The 25,674-nt window shown below is 74.7% G+C and carries 21 protein-coding genes and 1 pseudogene; 14 read left to right on the top strand and 8 right to left on the bottom strand.

Features of this window, described 5'->3' with window-relative positions; all coding sequences use genetic code 11:
• Positions 1-19: 19 nt before the first annotated feature.
• A complete protein-coding gene (locus M2302_RS02800; RefSeq protein ID WP_280836386.1) occupies positions 20-1,633 on the bottom strand; it encodes an RNA polymerase sigma factor in 1,614 nt (537 codons plus the stop codon).
• A 288-nt stretch (positions 1,634-1,921) separates the two neighbouring features.
• Here M2302_RS02800 and M2302_RS02795 point away from each other — a divergent pair, with 288 nt between their 5' ends.
• The gene (locus tag M2302_RS02795) at positions 1,922-2,743 is read left to right on the top strand and encodes an inositol monophosphatase family protein (protein ID WP_280836385.1); all 822 of its coding nucleotides are present in this window, start codon (positions 1,922-1,924) and stop codon (positions 2,741-2,743) included.
• A 258-nt stretch (positions 2,744-3,001) separates the two neighbouring features.
• Here the strand turns inward: M2302_RS02795 and M2302_RS02790 are convergent, their stop codons facing one another.
• Positions 3,002-3,517, bottom strand: a complete 516-nt coding sequence (locus M2302_RS02790; protein WP_280836534.1) for a LytR C-terminal domain-containing protein — start codon at positions 3,515-3,517, stop codon at positions 3,002-3,004.
• A gap of 433 nt (positions 3,518-3,950) precedes the next feature.
• Between M2302_RS02790 and M2302_RS02785 the strand changes: the two genes are divergently transcribed.
• The 3 genes and pseudogenes from M2302_RS02785 to M2302_RS02780 all read left to right on the top strand — a co-directional run bounded on the left by M2302_RS02785 (position 3,951) and on the right by M2302_RS02780 (position 5,795).
• Positions 3,951-4,247 (top strand): DUF4193 domain-containing protein, encoded by a 297-nt coding sequence (locus M2302_RS02785; protein WP_046565779.1) that lies wholly within the window; start codon positions 3,951-3,953, stop codon positions 4,245-4,247.
• Positions 4,248-4,739: 492 nt separating this feature from the next.
• Positions 4,740-4,937 (top strand): annotated as a pseudogene (locus tag M2302_RS33040) (hypothetical protein); the annotation flags it as partial.
• A complete protein-coding gene (locus tag M2302_RS02780) occupies positions 4,911-5,795 on the top strand; it encodes a hypothetical protein (RefSeq protein WP_348529399.1) in 885 nt (294 codons plus the stop codon). The pseudogene M2302_RS33040 and the gene M2302_RS02780, both read left to right, overlap by 27 nt.
• A 4-nt stretch (positions 5,796-5,799) precedes the next feature.
• Here the strand turns inward: M2302_RS02780 and M2302_RS02775 are convergent, their stop codons facing one another.
• Positions 5,800-6,300, bottom strand: a complete 501-nt coding sequence (locus tag M2302_RS02775; RefSeq protein WP_280836384.1) for a DUF3093 domain-containing protein — start codon at positions 6,298-6,300, stop codon at positions 5,800-5,802.
• 86 nt (positions 6,301-6,386) lie between these two features.
• On the opposite strand from M2302_RS02775, the gene dut reads away from it, so the two are divergent.
• The 4 genes from dut (at position 6,387) to M2302_RS02755 (ending at position 8,949) form a co-directional block, all read left to right on the top strand.
• Complete coding sequence (gene dut / locus M2302_RS02770) at positions 6,387-6,914, top strand: dUTP diphosphatase (protein WP_280836383.1); 528 nt, start codon at positions 6,387-6,389, stop codon at positions 6,912-6,914.
• 25 nt (positions 6,915-6,939) lie between these two features.
• Positions 6,940-7,617: a DUF3710 domain-containing protein gene (locus M2302_RS02765; protein WP_280836382.1), complete on the top strand. Its 678-nt coding sequence runs from the start codon at positions 6,940-6,942 to the stop codon at positions 7,615-7,617.
• A gap of 277 nt (positions 7,618-7,894) precedes the next feature.
• A complete protein-coding gene (locus tag M2302_RS02760) occupies positions 7,895-8,275 on the top strand; it encodes an OB-fold nucleic acid binding domain-containing protein (RefSeq protein ID WP_154942867.1) in 381 nt (126 codons plus the stop codon).
• On the top strand, positions 8,272-8,949 hold the full coding sequence (locus M2302_RS02755; RefSeq protein ID WP_210775261.1) for a DUF3159 domain-containing protein: 678 nt from the start codon (positions 8,272-8,274) through the stop codon (positions 8,947-8,949). Before M2302_RS02760 ends, M2302_RS02755 begins: the two co-directional genes overlap by 4 nt.
• A gap of 162 nt (positions 8,950-9,111) precedes the next feature.
• Here the strand turns inward: M2302_RS02755 and M2302_RS02750 are convergent, their stop codons facing one another.
• Positions 9,112-9,801, bottom strand: coding sequence for a TrkA family potassium uptake protein (locus M2302_RS02750; RefSeq protein ID WP_154942869.1), 690 nt, complete (start codon positions 9,799-9,801; stop codon positions 9,112-9,114).
• A gap of 2 nt (positions 9,802-9,803) precedes the next feature.
• Positions 9,804-10,469, bottom strand: coding sequence for a TrkA family potassium uptake protein (locus tag M2302_RS02745; protein WP_280836381.1), 666 nt, complete (start codon positions 10,467-10,469; stop codon positions 9,804-9,806).
• Between the two features lie 165 nt (positions 10,470-10,634).
• Here M2302_RS02745 and M2302_RS02740 point away from each other — a divergent pair, with 165 nt between their 5' ends.
• The 4 genes from M2302_RS02740 (at position 10,635) to dxs (ending at position 17,162) form a co-directional block, all read left to right on the top strand.
• Positions 10,635-12,707 (top strand): APC family permease, encoded by a 2,073-nt coding sequence (locus M2302_RS02740; protein WP_280836380.1) that lies wholly within the window; start codon positions 10,635-10,637, stop codon positions 12,705-12,707.
• The gene (locus M2302_RS02735) at positions 12,704-13,969 is read left to right on the top strand and encodes a TRAM domain-containing protein (RefSeq protein ID WP_280836379.1); all 1,266 of its coding nucleotides are present in this window, start codon (positions 12,704-12,706) and stop codon (positions 13,967-13,969) included. Before M2302_RS02740 ends, M2302_RS02735 begins: the two co-directional genes overlap by 4 nt.
• Positions 13,970-13,981: 12 nt before the next feature.
• The gene (locus tag M2302_RS02730; RefSeq protein ID WP_280836378.1) at positions 13,982-15,142 is read left to right on the top strand and encodes an anhydro-N-acetylmuramic acid kinase; all 1,161 of its coding nucleotides are present in this window, start codon (positions 13,982-13,984) and stop codon (positions 15,140-15,142) included.
• Between the two features lie 70 nt (positions 15,143-15,212).
• Entirely contained in the window at positions 15,213-17,162 is a 1,950-nt protein-coding gene (dxs, locus tag M2302_RS02725; RefSeq protein ID WP_280836377.1) for a 1-deoxy-D-xylulose-5-phosphate synthase, read from the top strand.
• Positions 17,163-17,450: 288 nt separating this feature from the next.
• Here dxs and M2302_RS02720 read toward each other — a convergent pair whose 3' ends face one another.
• Complete coding sequence (locus tag M2302_RS02720) at positions 17,451-18,644, bottom strand: hypothetical protein (RefSeq protein ID WP_280836376.1); 1,194 nt, start codon at positions 18,642-18,644, stop codon at positions 17,451-17,453.
• 390 nt (positions 18,645-19,034) lie between these two features.
• On the opposite strand from M2302_RS02720, the gene M2302_RS02715 reads away from it, so the two are divergent.
• A complete protein-coding gene (locus M2302_RS02715) occupies positions 19,035-20,948 on the top strand; it encodes a hypothetical protein (protein ID WP_280836532.1) in 1,914 nt (637 codons plus the stop codon).
• 31 nt (positions 20,949-20,979) lie between these two features.
• Here the strand turns inward: M2302_RS02715 and M2302_RS02710 are convergent, their stop codons facing one another.
• A complete protein-coding gene (locus M2302_RS02710; protein WP_280836531.1) occupies positions 20,980-22,851 on the bottom strand; it encodes a hypothetical protein in 1,872 nt (623 codons plus the stop codon).
• 116 nt (positions 22,852-22,967) lie between these two features.
• On the opposite strand from M2302_RS02710, the gene M2302_RS02705 reads away from it, so the two are divergent.
• Entirely contained in the window at positions 22,968-24,254 is a 1,287-nt protein-coding gene (locus M2302_RS02705; RefSeq protein WP_280836375.1) for a PQQ-binding-like beta-propeller repeat protein, read from the top strand.
• A gap of 59 nt (positions 24,255-24,313) precedes the next feature.
• On the opposite strand, the gene M2302_RS02700 is transcribed toward M2302_RS02705, so the two are convergent.
• Positions 24,314-25,579 carry a C39 family peptidase gene (locus M2302_RS02700; protein WP_280836374.1) on the bottom strand — a complete coding sequence of 422 codons (1,266 nt, stop codon included), beginning with the start codon at positions 25,577-25,579 and terminating at the stop codon, positions 24,314-24,316.
• Between the last annotated feature and the right edge of the window lie 95 nt (positions 25,580-25,674).

The following is a 25,674-nucleotide window of genomic DNA, read 5'->3' as shown; positions in this document are numbered from 1 at the left end:
GCTGGTTGACGTGAAGGGGTCAGTCCAGGTAGTCGCGGAGCACCTGGGAACGGGACGGGTGACGCAGCTTGGACATGGTCTTGGACTCGATCTGCCGGATCCGCTCCCGGGTCACCCCGTACACCTGGCCGATCTCGTCCAGGGTGCGCGGCTGACCGTCGGTCAGGCCGAAGCGCAGGCGTACCACGCCCGCCTCACGCTCGGAGAGCGTCTGCAGCACCTGCTGGAGCTGGTCCTGCAGCAGCGAGAAGGAGACGGCGTCGACCGCGACGACGGCCTCGGAGTCCTCGATGAAGTCACCGAGCTGGCTGTCGCCCTCGTCGCCGATGGTCTGGTCCAGCGAGATGGGCTCCCGGGCGTACTGCTGGATCTCCAGCACCTTCTCCGGTGTGATGTCCATCTCCTTGGCCAGCTCCTCCGGGGTGGGCTCGCGGCCCAGGTCCTGGAGCAGCTCGCGCTGGATCCGGCCGAGCTTGTTGATCACCTCGACCATGTGCACCGGGATGCGGATGGTGCGGGCCTGGTCGGCCATCGCCCGGGTGATCGCCTGCCGGATCCACCAGGTGGCGTACGTGGAGAACTTGTAGCCCTTGGTGTAGTCGAACTTTTCGACCGCGCGGATCAGACCGAGGTTGCCCTCCTGGATCAGGTCCAGGAAGGCCATGCCGCGGCCGGTGTAGCGCTTGGCCAGCGAGACGACCAGTCGGAGGTTGGCCTCCAGCAGGTGGTTCTTGGCGCGCTCGCCGTCGCGGGAGATCCAGCCCAGGTCCCGCTGCATGTCGCGGGTGAGCTTCTCCTCGCCCTCCTCGGCCGCGCGCAGCCGCTCGGCGGCGTAGAGCCCGGCCTCGATCCGCTTGGCGAGCTCCACCTCCTGCTCCGCGTTGAGCAGCGGAACCTTGCCGATCTGCTTGAGGTACGCCCGGACGGAGTCGGCCGAGGCGGTGAGTTCGGCGTCGCGGCGCGCCTGCTTGAGCGCCTCGGACTCCTCGTCGTCCCACTCGAAGTCGTTGTCCGTGGCGGAGCTGGCCGCGTCGGCCTCGGCGGCCTTGGTCAGCTCGGCCGGCTCCTCGACCACCACGTCCTCGATCGCGGCCGCGAGCTCCTCGGGGTCGATCTCGCCCTCGGCGCCCTCGCCCTTGGCCTTGCCGGCGGCGGCCTTGGTGGCCTTGCCGGCCGCGGCCACCGTCGCCTTGGTGGCGCGGGTGGACTTCGTCGCCTTGGCGGCCGGCGCGGCGGCCTTGGCGGCCACCTCGCCGGTGGTGGCGGCGGCCTTGCGCGGCGCCGCCTTGCGCGGGGCGGGCGCCGGGGCCTCGTCGGCGGCGGGCGCCTGCTTGGGGGCGGGCGCGGCGGCCTTCTTGGTGGTCTTGGCGGTGGTGGCACGCGAGGCCGGGGTGGCGGACCGGGCCGCGGCGACCCGGCGACGGGTGCTGGCCGAGCCGTCCACGACCACGGTCACCCCCGCCTCGGAGAGCGCCCGCAGGATCTTCTTGGCCTGGGCCGGGGTCACCTCAGCGGACTCGACGGTGCGCGCGAGCTGGGCCGACGTCAACTGGCCGCCGGCGCTCTGCGCGTGGGCGATCAGGGTGTCGGTGAGCGAGCGAACGTCGGCGCCGGTCTGGCGGGGTTCTGTCACGAATGACCTTCCGGAGGCGAAGAGCGGGCACGGCCGGGTCGTCCGGCGCAGCGTGGGGCGACCGTGCCGGGCGATGTCCTTGAGGGACCCCCGTGTCCCGGGCCGGCCGTCCGGCGGCGGTCCGTGGCGCGTGGGCAGGGTGAATTGTAACGCCGTCTGCGGCGATCATCCTGCGGCGCACGGCGTACCGGCGGCGGGGACCGCCGATTCGGCGCAGATGTGGACTTTGTAAGGATGATACCCGCGCGCACGGCGGGGCGTCCCGATCGTGCGGGAAGGGGACGAACCATGACTCGTTCGGCACCGGCACCGGCCGAACTGCTCACGATCGCGATCGATGTCGCCCGGCAGGCCGCGGCCACCGCGCACCGGATGCACGCCGAGGGGGTGTCGGTCGCCGCGACCAAGAGCACCGTCACGGACGTGGTCACCGCCGCGGACCGCGCCGTCGAGCGCCAGGTCCTCGACGCGCTGCACCGGGTACGCCCCGACGACGCCGTCCTCGGCGAGGAGTACGGCGCCGGGGCGGCCGACGGCGGTGCGGCCAGCGGGGTGCGCTGGATCATCGACCCGATCGACGGCACGGTGAACTACCTCTACGGACTGCCGTACTGCGCGGTGTCGCTGGCCGCCGAGGTCGACGGCGAGGTGGTCGCCGGGGTGGTGCGCAACGTGTTCACCGGCGAGGAGTGGACCGCCACCGCGGGCGGCGGGGCCTGGCGCGACGGGCAGCGGCTGCGCTGCTCGACCGAGGTCGACCTGGGGCAGGCGCTGGTCGCCACCGGATTCGGCTACGACCCGGCGCGCCGTTCGCACCAGGCCCGGGTGATCGCCGAGCTGATCCCGCACGTCCGCGACATCCGCCGGCTCGGCGCCGCCGCGCTGGACCTCTGCCTGGCCGCCGAGGGGCGGGTGGATGCCTACTACGAGAAGGGGCTGGCCGCCTGGGACCAGGCGGCCGGCGGCCTGGTCGCCGTCGAGGCGGGACTGCGGGTCGCCGGGCTGGGTGGCCTGCCGGCCGGCCCGGACCTGGTGATCGCCGCGCCGCCGGCGCTCTTCGCGCCGCTGCACGACCGGCTCGCCGACCTTGACGCCTCCGGCGGCCCCTGACCGCCCGGACCCCGGCCGACGCGCGCCGGGCCTCCGGCGGCCCTTGGCCACCCGGCCGACGCGCGCCGGGCCTCCGGCGGCCCCTGACCGCCCGGGCCGACGCGGGCCGGTCGGCGCTGCGACCGGAGCCGGGACGGCGGTCACGGCGACCGGCGCGAACGGGCCGAATCTCCGACAACGAAACGGCGGTGTCCCGGGGGACACCGCCGTTTCGGTCAGATCAGTCCGGTCGTTCCGCCGGCCCGGCCGGCGGAACGGTCACTTCTCGACCGGCATGGGGCAGGAGCCGGCCGGCGCCTCGGGCGCGCCCAGGTCGCCCAGGGACTGGTTCACCTCGGTGGTGGTGGCCAGCTGCTGGAAGCCGCTGCCCAGCACGACGTCGACGCTGTCGTCCTTGCGCTTGGCGTCGTACACGGGCTCGGCGTTGTTCAGGAAGTAGGCCCGCAGCAGGTGCGCGGAGCCGACGCCCTTGGGGCCGTAGCGCAGCAGCGCCACCTCGTCGACGCCCTTCGGCGCGGTGGCCGTCTTCTTGACCTGGAACTTCCGGTTGCGGAAGTCGTCGGCGATGTTGCCGGCCAGACCGATCTGGTCGGTGGCGTTGAAGACGTTGATCTTCACGTCCTTCGGCTCGCGCAGGGTGATGTCGGCGAGCGGCCAGCCCTCGGGGCAGCCCCCGGCGGCGCCCGCCTTGCCCTGCGTGTCCCGCACCATGGCGACGACGACGAAGACCAGGGCCACCACCGCCAGCAGACCGACGACAACGAGTGCTCGCACTCGCGCAAAACTCATCTGGGCGCTCCCGGACAGTGAAGGGTGGCGGCGGCCAGCCGGTGGTCGGGCCGCCCCGCCGGCCGTCGAGTACGCCGCTGAGGTTAACGGTTGTCCGACCGTCGCGTGGAAACAGTCCGACATGCCGGCGCGCCATCCGGGAAGCGGGTACTACTACCCCTATCTTCGTGTCGCCTGAGTCACATTGGGAACAACTCGGGGTGCTGGGGCGTACATCTCAGCCACGAGGGCGGTATACATGCCTCGCCCGAGGGGGGTAAGGTTCCGCGCTCGCTGGGGGAGGCCCCTGTAGGCCCCCGGCCAGAGCGGCCGGCGGGTCGGGTGACCGACACAAAGGGTGGCCGGCCAGTGGGAACCGAAACAACGTCGTCCGGCGTTACAACCGGAAGCGACAATATCGATATGGGAGAGTGAACCGATGGCCACCGACTACGACGCCCCGCGTCGCGACGAGGTCGACCTCGGCGAGGACAGCCTGGAAGAGCTCAAGGCCCGGCGGGTCGACTCACAGTCGGGCGCCGTGGACGTCGACGAGGCCGAGGTGGCCGAGAGCTTCGAGCTGCCCGGCGCCGACCTGGCCGACGAGGAGCTGACCGTCAAGGTCCTGCCGATGCAGCAGGACGAGTTCCGTTGCGGCCGCTGCTTCCTGGTCCACCACCGGAGCCAGCTGGCGGTCGAGCGCAACGGCGAGCTGATCTGCCGCGAGTGCGTCTGACCCCGAACCGCACATCGGCGGCGGCCGCCACGACGGGGCCGCCGCTGCCCGAGCTGCCGTGCGGGGGCGGCGGGGAGCTGCTTGACTCGTAACGGGCGGTGACCACGCCGACGGGAGCACGGGAGGTCGGGCGGCATGAGCGAACGCGACGAGCGGGCCGGTGGGCCGGCGGGGGGTACGCCGACCGGGCCGCGCCCCGGCGCCGGGGCGGACGCCCCGGCGCAGCCGGGAGCCACGACGCGCCCGGATTCGGGTGCCACCCACCGCCCGGACGGCCCCGGCACCGGCGGTCCGCGCACCGGAACCACCGGTGCCCGGACGTCCGGCGCCGACCCGACGTCCGGCGCCGACCCGACGTCCGGCGCCGACCCGACGTCCGGCGCCGGCCCGACGTCCGGCGCCGACCCGACGTCCGGTGGCGCGGCCGGAGCGGCCGGCGGCACCCTCGACGCGCCGTCCGGCAAGCCGAAATCGGCCGACCGGGCCGCTGAGGAGCTCGGTGAGACCGTCGCCGCGCTGACCGCCGACGACAGCGAGCCGGCCGGCCGCCGTCAACTGCTGGCGCGCGCCCGCGGGTTGGCCGACCTGTCCAAGCCGAAGGCCGCGCTGCGCCGGATGACCGACACCGTTTCCAACGTGGCGCCACACATCCCGGTCCGGGACCTGGCCACGCTGCGCCGGCACCTCCCGGGCGCCGGGGCCACCGGTGCCCGGCAGGCGGCACCGTCCACCGCCGGCCCGACGTCCGGTGGCGCCGCCGGCGGCACCCTCGACGCGGGCACGCCGGAATCGGCCGAGCGGGCCGCTGAGGAGCTCGGTGCCACCGTCGCCGCGCTGACCGCCGACGACATCGAGCCGGCCCGCCGCCGCCAACTGCTCACCCGGCTGGTCGGGCTGGCGCGCGCCCGCGGGCTGGCCGACCTGTTCAAGCCGAAGGCCGCGCTGCGCTGGATGACCGACACGGTCTCCGACGTCGCGCCGCACATCCCGGTCCGGGACCTGGCCACGCTGCGCCGGCACTTCCCCGGGCTGGACGACGAGGCGCTCGCCGAGCGGCTGGTGCGCAATGCCGCCCGGGCCACCGCCGGGGTGGGTGCGGCCGGCGGTGGCGTCGCCGCCGTGGAGTGGGTGGCCACCCCGACCCTGCTCTCGGCGCCCGTGCTGCTGGCCGCCGAGACCGTCGCCGTGGTGGCGATCGAGCTGAAGCTCATCGGCGAGCTGCACGAGGTCTACCACGTGCCGCTGTCCACCGGCGGCAGCCAGCGGGCGATCGCCCTGATGCAGTCCTGGGCCAACCAACGCGGGATCAACCCGATGACGCCCGGGGTGGGCGTCGGCGCGGTGCTCGGCACCGCGGCCCGCAGGGAGCTGCGCGACACCCTGCTCAAGCGGTTCGGGCGCAACCTGACCACGCTGGGGCCGTTTCTCACCGGCGCGGCCGTGGCCAGCTACCTCAACGGGCGGGCCACCAGGACCCTCGCCGACGAGATCCGCCGGGACCTGCGCCGCAAGGGCGGGGCGTTGCCCGGCCGGCTGGCGCTGCCCTGAGGAGTCAGGCCGCGTCGCGGGCGGCCATCACCGCGCGGGCCAGCTCGACCGGGTGACGGGTGCTGACCACCCAGAACGGGGTCGGGTCGGCCGGATCGTCCAGCACCACCTGCACCGCGCCGCCGATCCAGGGCCGCTGCACCACGAAGGCCAGCGGATCCGCGCCCACGCCGAGGACCTCGCGGCGCCCGGCGGCGTCCAACGGGACCACGTCCGCCACGTACCGCACCGGCAGGTGGGCGTCGTCCACGAACAGCTCGCCGTCGCGCACCGCCACCCGGACCCGACCCAGCCACCACAGCGCGACCGCCGTGGCCGGCGGGAGGACCACGAAGGGCAGCCAGGCCCGCACCCCGGGGGCGCCCATCCACACCTCGGCGGCCAGCAGCCCGGACAGGGCCAGCCCGACCACCCAGAGCCACCAGGGCAGACTCAGCCGTTCGGAGTGCTCCGCGGCCGCCGCGGTGCGCGGGGGCGGCGAGGACGGGGAAGGCGACACGCTCACACCTGCGAGGGTACGGCGCGCGGTGGCCGTCCGACCCGGCAGGATGGCAGGGCCACCCCCACGAACCCGACGGAAGAGGGAGCACCGTGACCCACGTCGTACCCGTGCCCGTGCGCCAGCTCGACCCGGAGCTGCCGCTGCCCGCGTACGCCCATCCCGGTGACGCCGGCGCCGACCTGGTGGCCGCCGCGGACGTCGAGCTGCCTCCCGGCGGCCGGGCCCTGGTCCCGACCGGGGTGGCGCTGGCGCTGCCGGAGGGGTACGTCGGCCTGGTGCACCCGCGCTCCGGCCTGGCCGCCAGGCTCGGCGTGACGGTGCTCAACGCGCCCGGTACGGTCGACGCCGGCTACCGGGGTGAGATCCTGGTCAACCTGATCAACCATGATCGGGACACGCCGGCGAAGATCTCCCGTGGCGATCGCATCGCACAGCTCGTTGTCCAGCGGGTGGAGCGGGCGGATTTCCAGCCGGTGGCCGAGCTGCCCGGGTCGCGGCGCGGGCCCGGTGGACACGGCTCGACCGGCGGACACGCCGGTCTGGTGCCGCCGCCCGCGACCGGTCGACGGGAAGATCCCGACCGGGCGGGCGGACAGACGGAAGAGGTGGCAGGGTGAGTGCGAACAGCGGAGGGTGGGCGCAGTGATCTTCAGCCGGAAGCGGGCCGACGGCGGGCGGGGTGCCCGTGACGAGCGGGCCGCCGAGGTCCTCGACTCGTACGACGCCGAGCCGACGGGTCCGTCGCGCGGCCCGTACGACAGCTCGGAGGCGCCGGACGGCGTGGAGCGGCTCGACCTGGGCAGCCTGCACATCCCCGCGGTGCCCGGCGTCGAGGTGCGCGTGCAGGCCGACCCGCAGGGCGTGATCCAGCAGGTCGTGCTGGTGCACGGGGAGAACGCCCTGCAGCTCGGGGTCTTCGCCGCGCCCCGGTCCGAGGGCATCTGGGACGAGGTGCGTGAGGAGATCCGCCAGTCCCTCTTCACCGACGGCGCCGCCGCCCAGGAGGTCGAGGGCGAGTACGGCACCGAGCTGCGCGCCCGGGTACGCACCCCGGACGGCCTGACCGACCTGCGTTTCGTCGGCATCGACGGGCCGCGCTGGATGGTCCGCGGGGTCTACCAGGGCGCCGCCGCCACCGACCCGGTCGCGGCCGGGCCGCTGGCCGAGTGCCTGGACGGCCTGGTCGTCGACCGGGGGCAGGAGGCGAAGCCGGTCCGCGAGCCGCTGCCGCTGCGGCTGCCCCGCGAGGTCGCCGAGCAGGCCGAGGGGGCCGAGGGCGGCGAGGGTGGCGCTCCGGCACCCGCCCCGCGCGAGGCCTGACCGACACGGCAACGACCACTCACCGGGCCCGGCACCGTCCACCGACGGAGCCGGGCCCGGTGCCGTGTCCGCCCGGTCCCGCCCGGGTGGGCCTGCCCGTCGCCGGGGGCCGGTGGACCGGGTCCGGCCGGCTCCGCCCGCCCGCCCGCCGGCACGGGTACGCCCGACCGGTCCGGCCGGCGGGATCGGCGTACGCTGGCGGGACGGTTCCGGCATCGGCGGGGCCGGGCCAGTGCCGGCGCGGGCCGGTCAGCGTGGAGAGGGTGGCGCGGAGGTCATGACGACCGACGAGGGCCGGGTGTCGCTGCGGCGCATCCTGCGGCGGCTCACCGCGAGCGAGGCCGAGATCGAGGCGCAGGAGCTGCAGCGGGAGAGCGCCGAGTGCGGCGGGGTGCCGGCCCGGCAGTGCACGCGCGGCCAGGTGGTCTCGGTCACCGGCCGGCTCCGCACCGTGGTCTACACCCCGCGGACCAACCTGCCCACCCTGGAGGCGGACCTCTACGACGGCAGCGACGTGGTGACCCTGGTCTGGCTGGGCCGGCGGCACATCGCCGGCATCGAGCCGGGGCGGCACCTCACCGCGCGCGGCCGGGTGGCCGTCCGGGACGACCGCAAGGTCATCTACAACCCGTACTACGAGCTGGAGTCGCCGAAGTGACGACGGGACAGCAGCCGGCCACCGCGCCGCACCCGGAGGACGACGGGCAGCTGCCCAGCCTCGCCGAGCAGATGGCCGACCAGCTCGGCGGCTGGCGGGGCCTGGTCGAGTCCAGCATCCCCGTGCTGGTCTTCGTGCTCGCCAACATCGTGGGCGACCTGCGGCCCGCCGTGATCGCCTCGGTCGGGGTGGCGGTGCTGATCGCCGTCGCGCGGCTGGCCCAGCGGCGTCCGGTCCGGCACGCGGTCAACGGGCTCGTCGGCATCGGCATCGGCGCGTTCATCGCCTGGCGCACCGGCGACGAGCGGGACTTCTACCTTCCCGGCATCCTCTACGGCATCGCCTACGGGGTGGCCCTGCTGATCTCGGCGGCGATCCGCCAGCCGCTGGTCGGCTGGATCTGGTCGGTGCTGGTCGCCAAGGGGCGCTCGGAGTGGCGCGACGATCCCCGGCTGGTGCGCACCTTCACCCAGCTCACCGTGCTCTGGGGCGTAGTCTGGCTGGCCAAGGTGGGCGTGCAGGCCGGGCTCTACCTGGCCCACCAGGACACCGCGCTGGGCGTGGCCCGGCTGGCGCTGGGCTACCCGCCGTACGCGCTGCTGCTGCTGATCACCGTCTGGACGGTGCGCCGGGTGACCCGGCAGGGCGCGCCGCAGCCGCTGCCCGGCGCCTGAGCCCGTCCGGCCACCCGCCGGGCAGCGCTCCCGGCCGTCTCCACCATCGCTGGGACCGGCCGGACGCCTGAGTGGCCGAGCACCGCCGGGCCGGCGACTGCCCCGGCCGCGCAGCGGTCTGAACGCCCGCCGGGCCGGGCGTCGGGTCGTCCGCCGGCCGGCTCAGCCCTTGCCGCGGGTCCGTTCGACGCTGTCGGGGCCGAGGATCACCGCGCGGACCTGGTCCTCCACCTCGGCGGTGCAGACGAAGATCAGCTCGTCGCCGGCCTCGATCGGGTCGTCCGGGCTGGGCACCAGCACCCGCTTGCCGCGCAGGATCGCCACCAGCGCGGCGTCCCGGGGGATCGGCACCGCGTGGATCGGCTGGCCGACGTAGGGCGCGGTCGGCGGCAGGGTGATCTCGACCAGGTTCGCCTCGCCCTGCCGGAAGGTCATCAGCCGGACCAGGTCGCCGACGGTGACCGCCTCCTCGACCAGCGCGGCCATCACCCGCGGCTTGCTGACCGCCACGTCGACGCCCCACTGCTCGGTGAAGAGCCACTCGTTCTCGGCCCGGTTGACCCGGGCGACCACCCGGGGCACCGCGAACTCGGTCTTGGCCAGCAACGACACCACCAGGTTGACCTTGTCGTCACCGGTCGCCGCGACCACCACGTCGCAGCCGGCGACGTTGGCCTCCTCCAGGCTGGTCAACTCGCACGCGTCGGCCAGTACCCAGTCGGCGGCCGGCACCCGGTCCGGGCGCAGCATCCGGGGCTGGCGCTCGATCAGCATCACCTGGTGGCCGTTGTCGATCAGCTCCTGGGCGATCGACCGGCCGACGTTGCCGGCGCCGGCGATGGCGATCCGCATGCTCAGAGCCCTCCTTCGGGCGGCGCCGCGGCCACCGCGGTGACCGAGGCGGCGATGTCGTCGGTGACCAGCACGTAGAGCTGGTCACCCTCCTGCACGACGGTGGAGGTGGTGGGCAGCGTGCCGATGCCGAAGCGGATCAGATACGCCACCCGCGCGCCGGCCGCCTCCTCCAGCTGGTGCAGCGATCGCCCGACCCACTCCTTGTGCACCGGCACCTCGACGATAGAGACCGTGCTGGTGGGGTCGCGGAAGATCTCGATGTTGCCCTCGGGGACCAGGTGCCGCAGCATCCGGTCGGCCGTCCACCGGACGGTGGCCACGGTGGGGATGCCGAGCCGCTCGTAGACCTGCGCCCGGCGCTGGTCGTAGATGCGGGCGGCGACCCGGGAGACGCCGAACGTCTCGCGGGCCAGGCGGGCGGAGATGATGTTGGAGTTGTCACCGCTGGAGACGGCGGCGAAGGCGTCCGCCCGCTCGATGCCGGCCTGGCGCAGCACCTCGCCGTCGAAGCCGGCGCCGGTGACGGTGATGCCGGCGAAGTCGGGCCCGAGGCGGCGGAACGCGTCGGCGTCCTGGTCGATCACCGCCACCGAGTGACCCCGGGACTCCAGGCTGTGGGCGAGGGTCGAGCCGACCCGGCCACAGCCCATGATCACGACATGCACTGGTGTCCCTCCCAAAGGTGCCGCCCGTTCGGCGGACGGCGGCGCTCTCTGCGAGCGTGCCACGTCCGCCGGGCCGACGGGGGACCGACCGTACCGCGCGGGTGCGCGGGGTGGTGATCAGGCACCCCCGACGTTCGGCGTTGGGTGGTCGTACCCTTAGCGCTTGTGGCCAGTCCCACCTCGCTGCTGAAGCGACTCCTCGTCGGTCGACCCTTCCGGTCCGACCGGCTCCAGCACACCCTCCTTCCCAAGCGCATCGCCCTGCCGGTCTTCGCCTCCGACGCCCTCTCCAGCGTGGCGTACGCGCCGGACGAGATCCTGCTGACGCTGTCGATCGCCGGGGCGTCGGCGTTCCTCTTCTCGCCGTGGATCGCCCTCGCGGTGGTCGTGGTGATGCTCACCGTGGTCGCCAGCTACCGGCAGAACGTGCACGCCTACCCGTCGGGCGGCGGCGACTACGAGGTGGCCACCGTCAACCTCGGGCCGCGGGCCGGCCTGGCCGTGGGCAGCGCGCTGATGGTCGACTACGTGCTCACCGTCGCGGTGTCGGTCTCCTCCGGGGTGGCGAACCTGGGCTCGGTGGTGCCCTTCGTGGCCACCCACAAGGTGCTCATCGCGGTCATCGCGGTGGTGCTGCTCACCGCGATGAACCTGCGCGGTCTTCGCGAGTCGGGCACCGCCTTCGCGATCCCCACCTACGGCTTCATCATCGTGATGGTCGGGATGATCCTCACCGGGCTGGTCCGGATCTTCGTGCTGGGCGACGACCTGCAGGCGCCCAGCGCCGGGCTGGAGATCCAGGCCGAGCACAGCGTGACCGGTCTCGCCCTGATCTTCCTGCTGCTGCGGACCTTCTCCTCGGGCTGCGCCGCGCTCACCGGTGTGGAGGCCATCTCCAACGGGGTGCCCGCGTTCAAGGCGCCCAAGAGCCGCAACGCGGCGACCACCCTGCTGCTGCTCGGCACCATCGCGGTCGCCATGCTGGTCGGCATCATCTGGCTGTCCCGGCTGACCGGCCTGCAGTTCGTGGAGAACCCGGAGCTGCAGATCGTCTCCGGCCCCGAGGGCTACGTGCAGAAGACCGTCACCACCCAGCTCGGTGAGACCGTCTTCGGCTCCGGCTCGATCCTGCTCTACGTGGTCGCCGGGGCGACCGCGCTGATCCTCTTCCTGGCGGCGAACACCGCGTTCAACGGCTTCCCGGTGCTCGGCTCGATCCTGGCCCAGGACCGCTACCTGCCCCGACAGTTCCACACCCGGGGCGACCGGCTGGCCTTCTCCAACGGCATCGTCTTCCTCGCCGTCTTCGCCATCGTGCTGATCGTCGGCTTCCAGGCCGAGGTCACCAAGCTGATCCAGCTCTACATCGTCGGGGTGTTCGTCTCGTTCACGCTCTCCCAGGCCGGCATGATCCGGCACTGGAACCGGCACCTGCGCACCGAGCGGGACCCGGAGGCGCGGCGGCGGATGATCCGGTCCCGGGCGATCAACACCTTCGGCATGGTGATGACCGGCACCGTCCTGGTCATCGTGCTGCTCACCAAGTTCCTGCTAGGCGCCTGGATCGCGATCGCCGCGATGGCGGTGATCTACCTGGTGATGCTCGCCATCCGCCGGCACTACGACCGGGTCGCCGCCGAGCTGGAGCCGACCGAGGTCCGGGGCGTGCTGCCCGCCCGCAACCACGCCATCGTGCTGGTCAGCAAGCTGCACCAGCCGACCCTGCGGGCCATCGCGTACGCCCGGGCCACCCGCCCGGACACGCTGACCGCCGTGACGGTGAACGTCGACGAGAAGGACACCCGCCAGCTCCAGGCGGAGTGGGAGCGGCGCGAGGTGCCCGTCCCGCTCACCGTGGTCGACTCGCCGTACCGGGAGATCACCCGGCCGATCCTCAACTTCGTCGCCAACACCCGCCGGGAGTCGCCCCGCGACGTGGTCACCGTCTTCATCCCCGAGTACGTCGTCGGCCGCTGGTGGGAGAACCTGCTGCACAACCAGAGCGCGCTGCGCCTCAAGGGGCGGCTGCTCTTCGAGCCGGGCGTGATGGTGACCAGCGTGCCCTGGCAGCTCGCCTCGACCGCCAGCAAGAACCTGGACCGCCTCGACGCCACGCTGAGCCGTACCCCGGCCCGCGGGCCGCGGGTGGCCCCGCGCAGCACCCTGCCGCCGAGCGTCCCGCCCGTCGTCTCCGCCCCGCCGGGCGAGAGCGGCCCGTCGAGCGGGGACCGGCCGTGACCGGCCCGACCGGCGGCGGGCCGGGCACGGAGGAGCGGCGCGGGCTGGAGGAGGCCGAGCGGGTCGAGCTGACCGTCGGCGCGGTCGCCCCCGGCGGGCACTGCGTGGCCCGGGTCGACGGCCAGGTGGTCTTCGTCCGGCACGCGCTGCCCGGCGAGCGGGTGGTGGCCGAGATCACCGAGCTGCACAAGGGCTTCGCCCGCGCCGACGCGGTGGAGATCCTGACCGCCTCCCCGGACCGGGTCGAGCAGCCCTGCCCGTGGGCGAAGCCGGGCCGCTGCGGCGGCTGCGACCTGCAACACGTCACCCCCGCCGCCCAGCTCGGCTGGAAGACCGCCGTGGTGCGCGAGCAGCTCACCCGCCTGGGCGGGCTCACCGACGCCGAGGTGGACGCGCTCGGGGTGGCCGTCGAGGCGCTGCCCGGCGGGCCGCTCGGCTGGCGCTCCCGGGTCCGGTACACCGTCGACGCCGCCGGCCGGGCCGGGCTGCTCAAGCACCGCTCGCACGAGGTCGTCCCGATCGACTGGTGCCGGATCGCCCACCCGGCGATCCGGGAGCTGCCGGTGCTCACCCCGTCCGGCGCGAACTGGCCGGACGCCGAGGCGGTCGAGACCGTCGCCTCCACCGGCGGGGACGTCAGCGTCGCCGCCGTCACCGAGGGGGTGGCCACTGGAGTCAGCGGGCCGCAGACCGTCCGCGAGGTGGCCGCCGGCCGGGAGTGGACGCTGCCCGCCGCCGGTTTCTGGCAGGTGCACCCGGCCGCCGCCGACACCCTCGTCGGGGCGGTGCTCGACCTGCTCGACCCGCGCCCCGGCGAGTCCGCCTGGGACCTGTACGGCGGGGCCGGCCTCTTCGCCGCCGCCCTCGCCGGCCGGGTCGGCCCGCAGGCCCGGATCACCCTGGTCGAGTCCTCCGCGCAGGGGGTCGCCGCCGCCCGGGAGAACCTGGCCGACCTGCCCCGGGTGGAGGTGGTCGCCGCCCGGGTGGAGACCGCGCTGGCCCGCCGCCGGGTCACCGGCCCGGTCGACCTGGTGGTGCTCGACCCACCCCGCTCCGGCGCGGGCGCGCCGGTGGTGCGGGACGTGGTCGCCGCCCGGCCGCGTGCCGTCGCGTACGTGGCCTGCGACCCGGCCGCCTTCGCCCGGGACGTGCGCACCTTCACCGGGCTCGGCTGGCGGCTCGCCGGGCTGCGCGGGTACGACCTGTTCCCGATGACCCAGCACGTCGAGCTGGTCGGGTTGCTCCTGCCGCCCGCCCGGTGACAGCCTGACCCGATGAAGATCGTCGGGTTGATGTCCGGCACCTCGTACGACGGGGTGGACGTGGTCGCCGCCGAGTTCACCGCCGACGGCGACACCCTGCGGATGCGTCCGCTCGGGCACCGGGGGCTGGACTACGACGACGCCCTGCGCGAGTCGATCGGCGCGCTGCTGCCTCCGGAGGCCACCACGATCGAGGCGGTCTGCCGGCTGGACAACGCCCTCGGCGAGGTCTTCGCCGCCGCCGCCGCGCTCGGCGTCGAGCTGGCCGGCGGGCGGGCCGACCTGGTGGTCTCGCCCGGCCAGACCGTCTTCCACTGGGTCGAGGGCGGCACCACCCGGGGCACCCTCCAGCTCGGCGCGCCGGCGCGGGTGGCCGCCCGGGTCGGCGTACCCGTCCTGGCGGACCTGCGCTCGGCGGACGTCGCCGCCGGCGGTCAGGGCGCGCCACTGGTCCCGGCCTTCGACGCGCTGCTGCTCGACGCGGCCGGCGGGCCCCGGGCCGCGCTCAACCTCGGCGGCATCGCCAACCTCACCGTCGTCGCCCCGGGCGCGCCGGTCCTCGGGTACGACGTCGGCCCGGCCAACGCGCTGCTCGACGCGGCGGCCCGGCGGCTCCTCGGCCGCCCCTGCGACCTCGACGGCGCCCGCGCGGCCGCCGGCCGGGTGCACAGCGGCCTGCTGGAGGCGCTGCTCGCCGAGCCCTACTACGCCGCGCCGCCGCCCAAGTCGACCGGCAAGGAGCTCTTCCACGCCGGCTACCTGGACGACCGGCTGGCCGCGCTGGGCGAGCCGGTGGCCCCGGACGACGTGCTGGCCACCCTGACCGAGCTGACCGCCCGCACGGTCGCCGCCGCGTGCGACCGGCACCGGGTCACCGAGGTGGTCGCCGCCGGCGGGGGAGTGCGCAACCCCACCCTGCTGGGCCGGCTGACCGCCCTCGGGGCCGGGCGCTGGCGGCTGCGCACCACCGACGAGCTGGGCGTCCCCGCCCAGGCCAAGGAGGCGTACGCGTTCGCCCTGCTCGGCTGGCTCTCCTGGCACGGCCTGACCGGGGCGATCCCCTCGGTCACCGGCGCCCGCCGGGCGGCCGTGCTGGGCGCCTGGACGCCGGCCGGGCCGCCGCACGGCGCCACCCCGCCCGCGCCCCCGCGGCGGCTGGTCGTCGTGGCGTGAACCTGGGAACCAGCTGGGATGATCCACGGCCGAGCTGCGGTGCGGCGGGCGGCCGATAGACTCTTCGCTCATGAGTGTTGAAGAGGGCACGGCCAACCACGGTCGGCTGCTGGGCGCCGTCCGCGATCCGCAGGACGTCAAGCGGATGACCGCCGAGCAGCTGGACATCCTCGCCGCCGAGATCCGTGACTTCCTGATCGCCAAGGTCTCCCGCACCGGCGGGCACGTCGGCCCCAACCTGGGCGTGGTGGAACTCACCCTGGCGATGCACCGGGTCTTCGACTCTCCCCGCGACCGGCTCCTGTTCGACACCGGCCACCAGTCGTACGTGCACAAGATCCTCACCGGGCGGCAGGACGGCTTCGACAAGCTGCGCCAGCGCGGTGGGCTCTCCGGCTACCCCAGCCAGGCCGAGAGCGAGCACGACCTGATCGAGAACTCGCACGCCTCCACCGCCCTGTCGTACGCCGACGGGCTGGCCAAGGCGTACGCCCTGCGCGGCGAGCAGCGCAGCGTGGTCGCCGTCGTCGGCGACGGCGCGCTCACCGGCGGCATGTGCTGGGAGGCGCTGAACAACATCGCCACCGCCGGCAACCCCCTGGTGATCGTGGTCAACGACAACGGCCGGTCGTACTCGCCGACCATCGGCGGCCTCGCCGACCACCTCTCCTCGCTGCGGCTCAACCCCGGCTACGAGAAGGTCCTCGACACCGTCAAGGACGCCCTCGGCTCCACCCCGCTGGTCGGCAAGCCGATGTACGAGGTGCTGCACGCGGTCAAGAAGGGCATCAAGGACGCGGTCGCCCCGCAGGCGATGTTCGAGGACCTCGGCATCAAGTACGTCGGCCCGGTCGACGGGCACGACATCGCCGCCGTCGAGTCGTCGCTGCGCGCCGCGAAGAACTTCGGCGGCCCGGTGATCGTGCACGCGGTCACCCGCAAGGGCTACGGCTACCGCCCCGCCGAGGAGGACGAGGCGGACTGCCTGCACGGCCCGGGCGCCTTCGACGCCGAGACCGGCAAGCTGCTCGCCGCCCCGTCGGTGAAGTGGACCCAGGTCTTCGCCGACGAGCTGGTGGCCATCGCCGACGAGCGCCCCGACGTGGTCGGCATCACCGCCGCCATGGCCGAGCCCACCGGCATCGCCACCCTGGCCCGCAAGCACCCCGAGCGGGTGTACGACGTCGGCATCGCCGAGCAGCACGCGGCCACCTCGGCCGCCGGCCTGGCGATGGGCGGCCTGCACCCGGTGGTGGCGGTCTACGCGACCTTCCTCAACCGCGCCTTCGACCAGGTCCTGCTGGACGTGGCGATGCACAAGCTGCCGGTGACCTTCGTGCTCGACCGGGCCGGCATCACCGGGCCGGACGGGCCGAGCCACTACGGCATCTGGGACATGTCGGTCTTCGGCGTGGTGCCCGGCCTGCGCATCGCCGCGCCCCGCGACTCCGCCAGCCTCCGCGAGGAGCTGCGGGAGGCCGTCGCCGTCGACGACGGCCCGACCATCGTCCGCTTCCCGACCGGCACCGTCGCCGCCGACCTGCCGGCGGTACGCCGGATCGGCACCGTCGACGTGCTGGCCGAGTCGGCGCGTACCGACGTGCTGCTGGTCGCGGTCGGCTCCTTCGGCCAGCTGGGCATGGAGGTCGCCGCCCGCCTCGCCGAGCAGGGCTACGGCGTGACGGTGGTCGACCCGCGCTGGGTCCGCCCGGTCCCGGCCGAGCTGGTCGAGCTGGCCGCCGGGCACCGGCTCGTGGTCACCGTCGAGGACGGCGTCCGGGTCGGCGGCGTCGGCGACGCGCTCGCCCAGTCGATGCGGGACGCCGACGTCCGGGTGCCGCTGCGCGACCTCGGCGTGCCCGCTGGCTGGCACCCGCACGGCACCCGCGCGCAGATCCTCAGCGACCTGGGGCTCACCGCGCAGAACGTGGCGCGCAACGTCATCGGCTGGATCTCCGGCCTGGACGCGGAGCCGGTGGAGTCGGTCCGGCTGCCGGCCAGCGAGGCCAGCCCCAACTGACCGGTACGACCCGACGGGCGGTTCCGCAGTCGCGGGGCCGCCCGCCGCCGTCTCCGGCCCGGTTCCGGGTGCCGGTCGCCCGCGTGATCGACTCCGTGTCGGCGAGGCGGGGGTGTCCTGATCGCGTGATCGACTCCGTGTCGGCGACGTGGCGGTTTCCTGGCCGCGCTCATGCCGCCGTTCCGGCGACACCGAGTCGATCGAGCCCACGCGGTGCGGAGCGGGGCCGGTGCGGAGCGGGACGGGTGGTGCGGAGCGGGACCGGCGGTGTGGGGCCTGCGCGGTGGGTCAGCGGCCGCCGACGGAGCGGTAGTAGGTCTTCTCCGCGCCGGCCAGGCTGAAGGTCTGCCTCGCCGCCGGCATCGGCACCACCGCCAGGCCGGGGCGGTCCACCAGCCGGGGCGTGCCCGGCGGCACCGAGAGCGAGGCGTCCCGGGTGCCCCGCCAGGTCAGCACCACCAGCGGCTGCCCGGGCACCGGCAGCACGTACGTCTGCAGGGGGTTGGACCGGTCCGCCGGGGAGACCACCGGGGTGCCGCCGTCGGCGGGCCGGTAGACCACCGCGGTCATCGTGCCGGCGTCCGTCTCCCAGGTGAGCTGCTCCAGGTCGCCCGGGTCGCCGCCGCCCAGCGCCATCTCGCCGATCGCCCGGACGCTCACCTTCTCCATCGGCCACGACTCCGGGACCGAGCGGGGCGCGTCCCGGTCGCCGATGCGACGCGGGACGCTGCCGAACGGGCCCCGCTCGTCGGCGAGCACGCAGGTGTCCAGCCCGTCCAGGGCCCGGCGGCCCGAGCCGGTCTCGTCCCGCACCAGCGGGTAGCGCGGCTCGGCGGTGGCGGTGCCGAGGTCGAGCAGGCGCTCGGCGGCGCGACCGCGCGGCAGCGACTCGGTGGCCCGCAGCGTCGCGGTGACCGGCACGGCCGCGCAGGCCGGCACGCGCACCGGGCGGCTCAGCCCGTCGGAGAGCACCAGCGCCCGGCCGTTCGGGCCGAGCAGGCGCTCCACCCGCCCGGAGGCGAGGTAGCGCCGGCCGTCGGCCAGCTGCACCGGCAGGACGTCGGCGTAGGCGAGGTAGCCGGGGTCGGAGTACTCGCTGGCCCGGGTCACCGTGTACCGGCCGCCGTCGCCGGTGAGCTGGAGCAGCCAGGACGCGCCCTCGCCGGGCACGTCCGCGGCGACCAGGGCCAGCCGGGTGCCGTCGACCTCCCCGGAGAAGAGGATGCCGGAGGAGGGCAGGTGGGCGCGGTCGTCGATCGGCGACCGCCAGGCGCTCACCGCCTCGGTGACCGCCCGCGTCGCGGCGGCGTCCCCGGCGAGCGAGCCGCGCGGCGGCCAGACCGGCAGAGTGCCGTCCAGGCTGTCGTAGCCGACCCGCAGCTCGCGAGCCCCCCGGTCGGCGACCGGGCCGCAGGCGGTCGCGGCCAGCACCATGGTGAGCAGTGCGGTGGCCGTCGTGCCGCGGCGGCGGACTGAAGCCACCTCTACGCCTCCCGATCGCCTCGCCGTCGTTGCCGGAAGCCCACATGGTACGCAACGGTCGGGGAGCGCCTCGCGGCCGTGTCCGACGGCCACAAGGGACAGCAGTGTGAATTTCGGGCTATTCTCCGGCTCCGGTAGACTCCGCCGACTGTGACGTCTGTCGAGCCCCGTGGCGCCTCCGCACCGGACCCCGACGCCTCTCCGGGCTCCGCCCGCGGCGCCACGGCGACCGCGACCGCGTTCCCGGCACGGGTCCTCGACACGCCGGCGGCGAAGGCACCCGCTGCCACCGCGTCGACCGGCAAAGCGCCGGCCGTGCACGCACCGGCCGTGCACGCGCCCGCCCCGACGGCACCGGTCGTGGACACACCCGCGACGACGGCACCGACCGTGGACGCGCCCGCCCCGACGGCACCGGTCGTGGACGCTCCCGCACCGACGGCACCGGTCGTGGACGCGCCCGCCCCGACGGCGCCGGCCGTCGACGCGCCGGCGCGGGGCGTACCCGGGAAGCGGCCGGCGACGGCGGACGGCGACGGCGCGACGGCGCCCGCGCGGCGCTGGCGCTGGACGGCCCGGCGCAAGGACCTCGCCGTCTACGGGATCTTCCTGCTCGTCGCGCTCTGGGTGACCAGCCAGCTCTGGGTCGACCCGGCCGGCCGGGTCGCCTCGCTCTACAGCAGCGACCCCGCCCAGGTGCAGTTCTTCCTCGCCCACTCGGTACGCGTGGTGCTGCACGGCGAGTTCCCGTTCTTCACCGACCAGTTCAACTACCCCGACGGCGTCAACCTGATGGCCAACACGGCCGTGCTGGCGCTGGGCATCCCGATGGTGCCGGTCACCCTGCTCTTCGGACCGGCCGTGTCCTTCGTGGTGCTGGTCACCCTGGGTCTCGGCGGCACCGCCGCCGCCTGGTACCACGTGTTCTCCCGGCACCTGGTCCGCCGGCGGCTGGCCGCCGCGGTGGGCGCCTGGTTCTGCGGGTTCTCACCGGCGATGCTGTCGCACGCCAACTGGCACCCGAACATCATCTCCCAGTTCCTGCTGCCGTTCATCGTCTGGCGGGTGATGGTGCTGACCCGCTCCACCCGGCCGGTGCGCGACGGCGCGCTGCTGGCGCTGCTGGTCACCGTGCAGGCGTTCATCAACGAGGAGATCCTGCTCTTCACCGCGCTGGCCTGCGGCGTCTTCCTGACCGCGATGGTGGTGCAGCGCCCGGCGCTGTGGTCGGTGGCCTGGCGTCCGCTGGCCAAGGGGCTGCCGGTGTGCACGGTGCTGGCCGGGGCGCTGCTGGCGTACCCGCTCTACATCCAGTTCGCCGGGCCGATGGCGTACCACGGGCTCAGTGACGCGGTCCGCGACTACGGCAACGACATCGCCGCCTTCTTCGCCCCCGGCTCGCCGACCTTCGGCGGCAACGAGCGGGCGAACGTCAACCTGGCCCCGAACTACTCCGAGGAGAACGCCTTCTTCGGCTGGAGCCTGTCGCTGCTCGCCGTCGGCATCGTGGCCTGGCTGCGCCGCGAGGTGCTGGTCCGGGCGCTCGCCGCGACCGGGTTCTTCTTCGCCGTGCTCTCGCTCGGTGAGCGGGTGTCCTGGTGGGACCGGGACCTCTTCACCGGACCGTGGGACCTGCTGGTCCGGCTGCCGCTGCTCGACGCGGTGGTGCCGACCCGGTTCGCCCTGATCACCAGCGTGGTGATCGGCATGCTGCTGGCGCTGGCCGTGCAGCGGGCATGGACGCTGCGCGGCATCGAGTGGCGGCACGCGAAGACGGTCACCGTCGGCGCCCTGGTGCTCGCGCTGCTGCCGATCGTGCCGATGCCGTTGAAGGTGACCTCCCGCCCGCCGGTGCCGACCTTCATCACCGCCGACCGCTGGCGGCAGTACGTCGGCCCGGACCAGACGCTGGTGCCGGTGCCCGTGCCGAGCATGGGCAACACCCACGGGATGCGGTGGGCGGCCTCCACCAACCTCGACTTCAAGATCCCCGGCGGCTACTTCCTCGCCCCGCGCAACGGCAACACCGGCGACCCGGGTCGCTTCGGCGGCCGGCCCAGCGGCATCGGCGAGCTGCTCGACGAGGTCGCCACCACCGGGCGTACGCCCAAGCTGGACGACCGGCAGCGCCGCCGCTGCCTGGACGAGCTGCGCCACTGGAACGCGGCGGTCCTGGTGCTGCCGGTGGGCCACCAGCACGCCGAGCCGCTGCGGCGCACCGTCGAGCAGCTGGTCGGCCCGGCGAAGCGGGAGCTGGACGTCTGGGTCTGGGACGTCCGGCCGCTGACCGCCCGCACCGCCTGACCTCCCCGCCCTCGGCGGGCCGGGTGGGCGGTCAGCCGACCAGCGGGCGCACGTCCCAGAGCCACACGTCGTCGACCCGCTGCGCCGGCCCGATCAGGCCGGTCATCAGCTCGCGCAGCACCGCCTCGCGCGGGTGCGCGCCGAGCACCACCACCGAGGCCTTCCAGAAGCGCAGGTCCTCGACCGCCTGGCGGCGGTTCTCCTCGGTCAGCGCGGGCACGGTGCCGGTGTCCATGCTGGCGTAGATCAGGGTGCTGGTGGGCCGGTTCGGCGCGCCGAAGACCCCCTCACCGTCGAGGTTGGGCCCGATGAAGTAACCGCCCGGCACCGGGAACTCGTGCCCGGTCAGCGCGCTCCAGCGCAGCGTGGGCAGGCCGTGCACGTTGCTCGGGATCGGCACCGGCACCAGGGTCCGGCCCGCCGGGACGTACGGGCGCCAGCCGCCGGCGGTGATGAAGTGCGGCGGCGGGTCGACCGGCTGCGCCGGCAGCGGGCGCGGGAACAGCGGCAGCACGGCGAGCGTGATCGCCGCGTACCCGACCGGCCGCACCCAGCGCCGCCGGGCCGGCGTGGCCTTCGCCGCCGTCGTGCCGGCGTCGTCGGCCGCCGCGCGGGGCGCCGGGACCCGGGCGCGGCCGTAACCCGCCGCCGCGTCCCAGGCGAGCGCAAGCAGGACGCCGACCGCCGCGGCCACCACCAGGGCCAGCCGGGTCGGCATCATCATCTCCACCAGCGGCAGGTCGTCCGGGACGTACGCCCACGGGCCGTCGACCGTCGTCTCCACGCCGTCGAAGCGCACCTTCGGGCCGATCGACGCGACGGTGAAGACCAGCACCAGCACGCCGGCGATCCGGGCCGGCAGCGAGCGACGCCAGAGCAGCACCAGGGCGACCAGCGCCACCAGCACCAGCGGCCAGCCGAACCAGGTGTTCTGCTCGGTCAGGCCGATGGTCTTCTCCACCGCCTCGTCACCGGCCACGGTGTCCCGGGCGAAGGTGACGAAGGCCATCAGGTCCTCGCCCCAGTTGTGGAAGACCCCACCCTGCAACCCACGGTAGGACTGCGGGCCGTTGAACTGGTACCAGATCGGGTAGGCGGTCAGCAGCAGGGCCAGCCCGCCGCCGAGGCCGAGCGCGGCCAGGAAACCGCCCGCCCGGGCCCGCGCCGCGCGGGGCCGCTGCACCACGTACGCCAGCACCGCCACCAGGCAGGCCAGCGCGGTGAGCAGCAGCATCTCCTCGTTGATGAAGATCTGGTACGCCACCAGCAGCCCCAGCACGACCCCGTCGCGCCGCCACCGGCCCGGCTCGCCCAGGCGCAGCACCCGGGCCACGATCACCGGCAGCAGGAAGTTGGAGACGAAGTTCGGCTGCCCGTTGGCGTGGTGCACGATGCCCGGCGCGAAGCCGAGGAAGGCGCCGCCGACGAAGGCCGCCGCCCGCGAGCGCACCAGGTGGCGCGACAGCATCCAGTACGAGGTGCCCGCGGTCGCGGCCAGCGCGCCGCCCAGGTAGAGCGCGTACGTCACCTGCGGACCGAAGAGGAGGGTGACCGGCGCCAGCGGCAGGGTCATGCCCAGCAGCGAGGTGTTGGCCATCATGTTCACCCCGTCCGGGGCGTTCTGCCGGGCGCTGAACAGCGGGTTCTCCAGGTGGCGCACCGAGTACGCGCCGTGCTGGAAGAGCCACTCGAACCAGCTGTGGTCGGTCGGCAGGTGCGACGAGACCCGGTGCTGCACGTCCACCCAGTAGTTCAGGCACACGAAAACGCCGAGCAGCACATAGGCTCCGATGGCCAGCAGGTCGGCCCGGCTCGGGCGCCGACGGGGCCGCCGTGCCGGATCGGCCGCGACGGGCTCGACCGCCTCGGGCGCGGACGTCTGGTTCAACGAGGGATCTACCACCGGCACAGCCACGACGGGCCATCGTACAGGCGGTGACGCGACGCACCCGCCGGGCCGGTGGGGCGTCCCGCAGGGTGCGCTGCGGCCGGCAGCCAGTGGTCGGGGGGTGGTCGGGCGTGGCGCTCATTGATCTGGGTGACGTCCGCGAGGAGCCCGCGCCGGAACCGCCTCGGCGTCCGCCGCGCACCGTCGGGCGGCCGGCGCGGGTGGCGGCAGCCCTCGTGCTCACCCTGGTCTCGCTGGCCGGAGCGGCCCCGGTGACGGCGCCCGCCAGCTTCACCGTCCCGGCCCGGTCCACCACCACGGCCTACCTCCAGGGCGACCGGCTGTTCCTGCTGGACCCGGCGGACGCGCCCGCCGGGCGGGGCGGGCAGTTGACCGCGTACGCCGTCCCGGAAGCGGGCGACGGTCCACTCGCGCCGCTGTGGCGCACGCCGCTGCCGGCCGCCGGCGCCGACGGTGCGGTCTTCGTCCACCGGGACGTGGTGCTGGTCACCGGCGGCTCGGTCGACCGGCCGCGCCGCGTCTTCGCGTTCGACCTGGGCACCGGGCGGCTGCGCTGGGAGCGGCCAGGGCACGTCGCACCCGCCGGGAACGCGTTGCTGGCGGTGGAGAACGAGGGCGAGGAGCCGGGGCGGGTCAGCTCCGTCGACCCGGCCACCGGGCGGGTCGGCTGGTCGGTGGCGACGCCGGTGGAGGCCACCACCTACCGGTTCCGGCCCGACGGTGTCGACCGGATCGTGGCCAGCCCCTCCTCCGGGCAGATCGAGGTCTGGGACGCCCGCAGCGGGGTGCGGCTGCGCAGCGCCGACCTCCGCCCCGGCGAACTCCCCGTCCACCAGCGGAGCCAGTCGGTCGACGAGCTGCTGCTGATGCTTCGGGACAACGCCGCCCTGGTGACCGCGTACGGCCTGGACGAGCTGGAGCGGCGCTGGGAGATCCGGCTGGGACTGGTCGCCTACCTCGCCGCCTGCGGGCCGCTGCTCTGCGCGTACGGGCAGACCGGCGGGATGTGGGCGCTGGACCGGGCCACCGGGGACGTCCGGTGGCGGGCCACCCGCTGGCACGAGACGCTCGTCGAGCGGGAGGGCCGGATGCTGGTCAGAGGCCCGGGCAGCGGCGCGCAGGACTCCTTCGCGGTCCTCGACACGGCCACCGGGCGGGCCGTCGCCGACCTGGGCACCTGGGAGGTGTCCGGCCGGTATCCGGCCGAGGACCGCCTGATCGGGCTACGGCCCGCCGACGGCGACCGGCTGTTCGTCGCCGAACTGGACGTCGCCGGCGGCCGGACCCGGGTCCTCGAGGTGCTCGCCGGGGTGACCGGGGACTGCCAGGCCGGCCCGCGGCTGCTGCTGTGTCGCCGCAGTGGCGGTGGCTTCGGCATCTGGCGGCTGAACCGATGACCGTCATCGACCCGGGTGAGGTGGGCCATGGCGTCGAACCGGTCCGACCGCCTCGCTGATCACCAGTTCGGCTGGGCGGGCGGCGCGGGCAGCGGCACCGACGCCGGGCGGACCACGTACGTCGCCCCGCCGCTGCCGTCCTGCCAGGCCGCCTCGAAGCGCGCCCGGTCCACGGTCCGGCGCACCGACGCGTCGTCCGGCGCGTACGGATCGTTGAGCACCGGATCGCCGGCCTCGGTGAAGCCGACCAGCACCATCAGGTGCCCCCGGGTGTCGTAGTCCAGCCCGGGAACCTGGCCGGCGCGGAACGCCGCGGAGACCACCAGCGGCACGCCGGCGGCCACGAACGCCTCCGCCTCGGCCAGCGAACGCAGCCGGGTGACGAACGCCTCCACCCCGTGCAGCCCGGCGTACGCGGTGTTGAACGCCCAGTTGCCGGCCCCGGCGTACGCGTGGTCGTAGCAGTGCCGGGCGGCGTGCACCACCACCGGGCGTGGACCGGGCGGCTCGACCCAGGCGTACCGCTCGGCCGGCGGCCCGGCGCCCCAGAAGGCCAGCACCATGGACATGCAGGTGGGGCTGCACCAGGAGTCCCCGCCACCGCCCCAGCGCGACTCGCCCCCGATGGCGTGCCGGCGCTGGGAGTAGCGGGGCACGGCCAGCACCACGCCCCGCGCGCCGGCCACACCCGCGCCGGTTGCCGGCCCGTGGGCCGCCGCACGGGCGGCCGGCCCGGTCGCGGACTCGTCGGTCTGTCCGTTCGTCCCGTGCGGGGGCTGGCCGGTCGGGTCGGTCGCTGGGCGGCGGGCCGGTCCCGAGGCGACCGCGCCGACCGTGCGCAGCACCGGGCCGGTCGTCGCGCCCACCGGGCGCAGCAGGGTCACCCGGACCTGCCAGCCGGTCACCGTGGCCTCGCCGACCACCAGCGTGTCGGTCTCCACCCGGGCGTCGGGGTCCCGCTGCCCCGGCACCGAGGTGCGGCGTACCGGCTCCTCGCCCTCCGCCCAGTGGGCCAGCGTGTACCAGCCGGTGGTCGGGGCGTCCGCGTGCCAGCCGCGCAGCTCCACCTCGACCCAGCAGCCGGGCGGCGTCCGGGCCGTCCAGGACGGCACCAGCTCCGCGACGGCGAACCCGGCCGGCACCGGGGGAGAGGTCCAGCTCCCCACCTCGTACGTCCCGCCGTCGTGCGTGCGCCGGTCGACCGGGTCGCTCAGCTCGAGCCCGCCGGCGTGCGACCGGACGCCGACGCCGGTGCCGAGGCGCGCGTCGACGGCGAGGCGGAAGCCCCGGTAGGCGATGTCCCGCCGGGTCGGTGTCGCGGTCACGGCCCGTCCCCCTGTAGATCAGCGCCGAAAGCATCCCGTACCCCGGAGGTTTCCTGCAACGACCGGGCGGGCGGTGCCGCCGGTTTGGCGGTCGG

Source organism: Micromonospora sp. A200, from assembly GCF_029893845.1.
In the GTDB taxonomy this organism is placed as follows: domain Bacteria; phylum Actinomycetota; class Actinomycetes; order Mycobacteriales; family Micromonosporaceae; genus Micromonospora; species Micromonospora purpureochromogenes.
The sequence above is the reverse complement of the archived record's forward strand: the minus strand, read 5'-3'. Positions and strand labels throughout refer to the sequence as shown.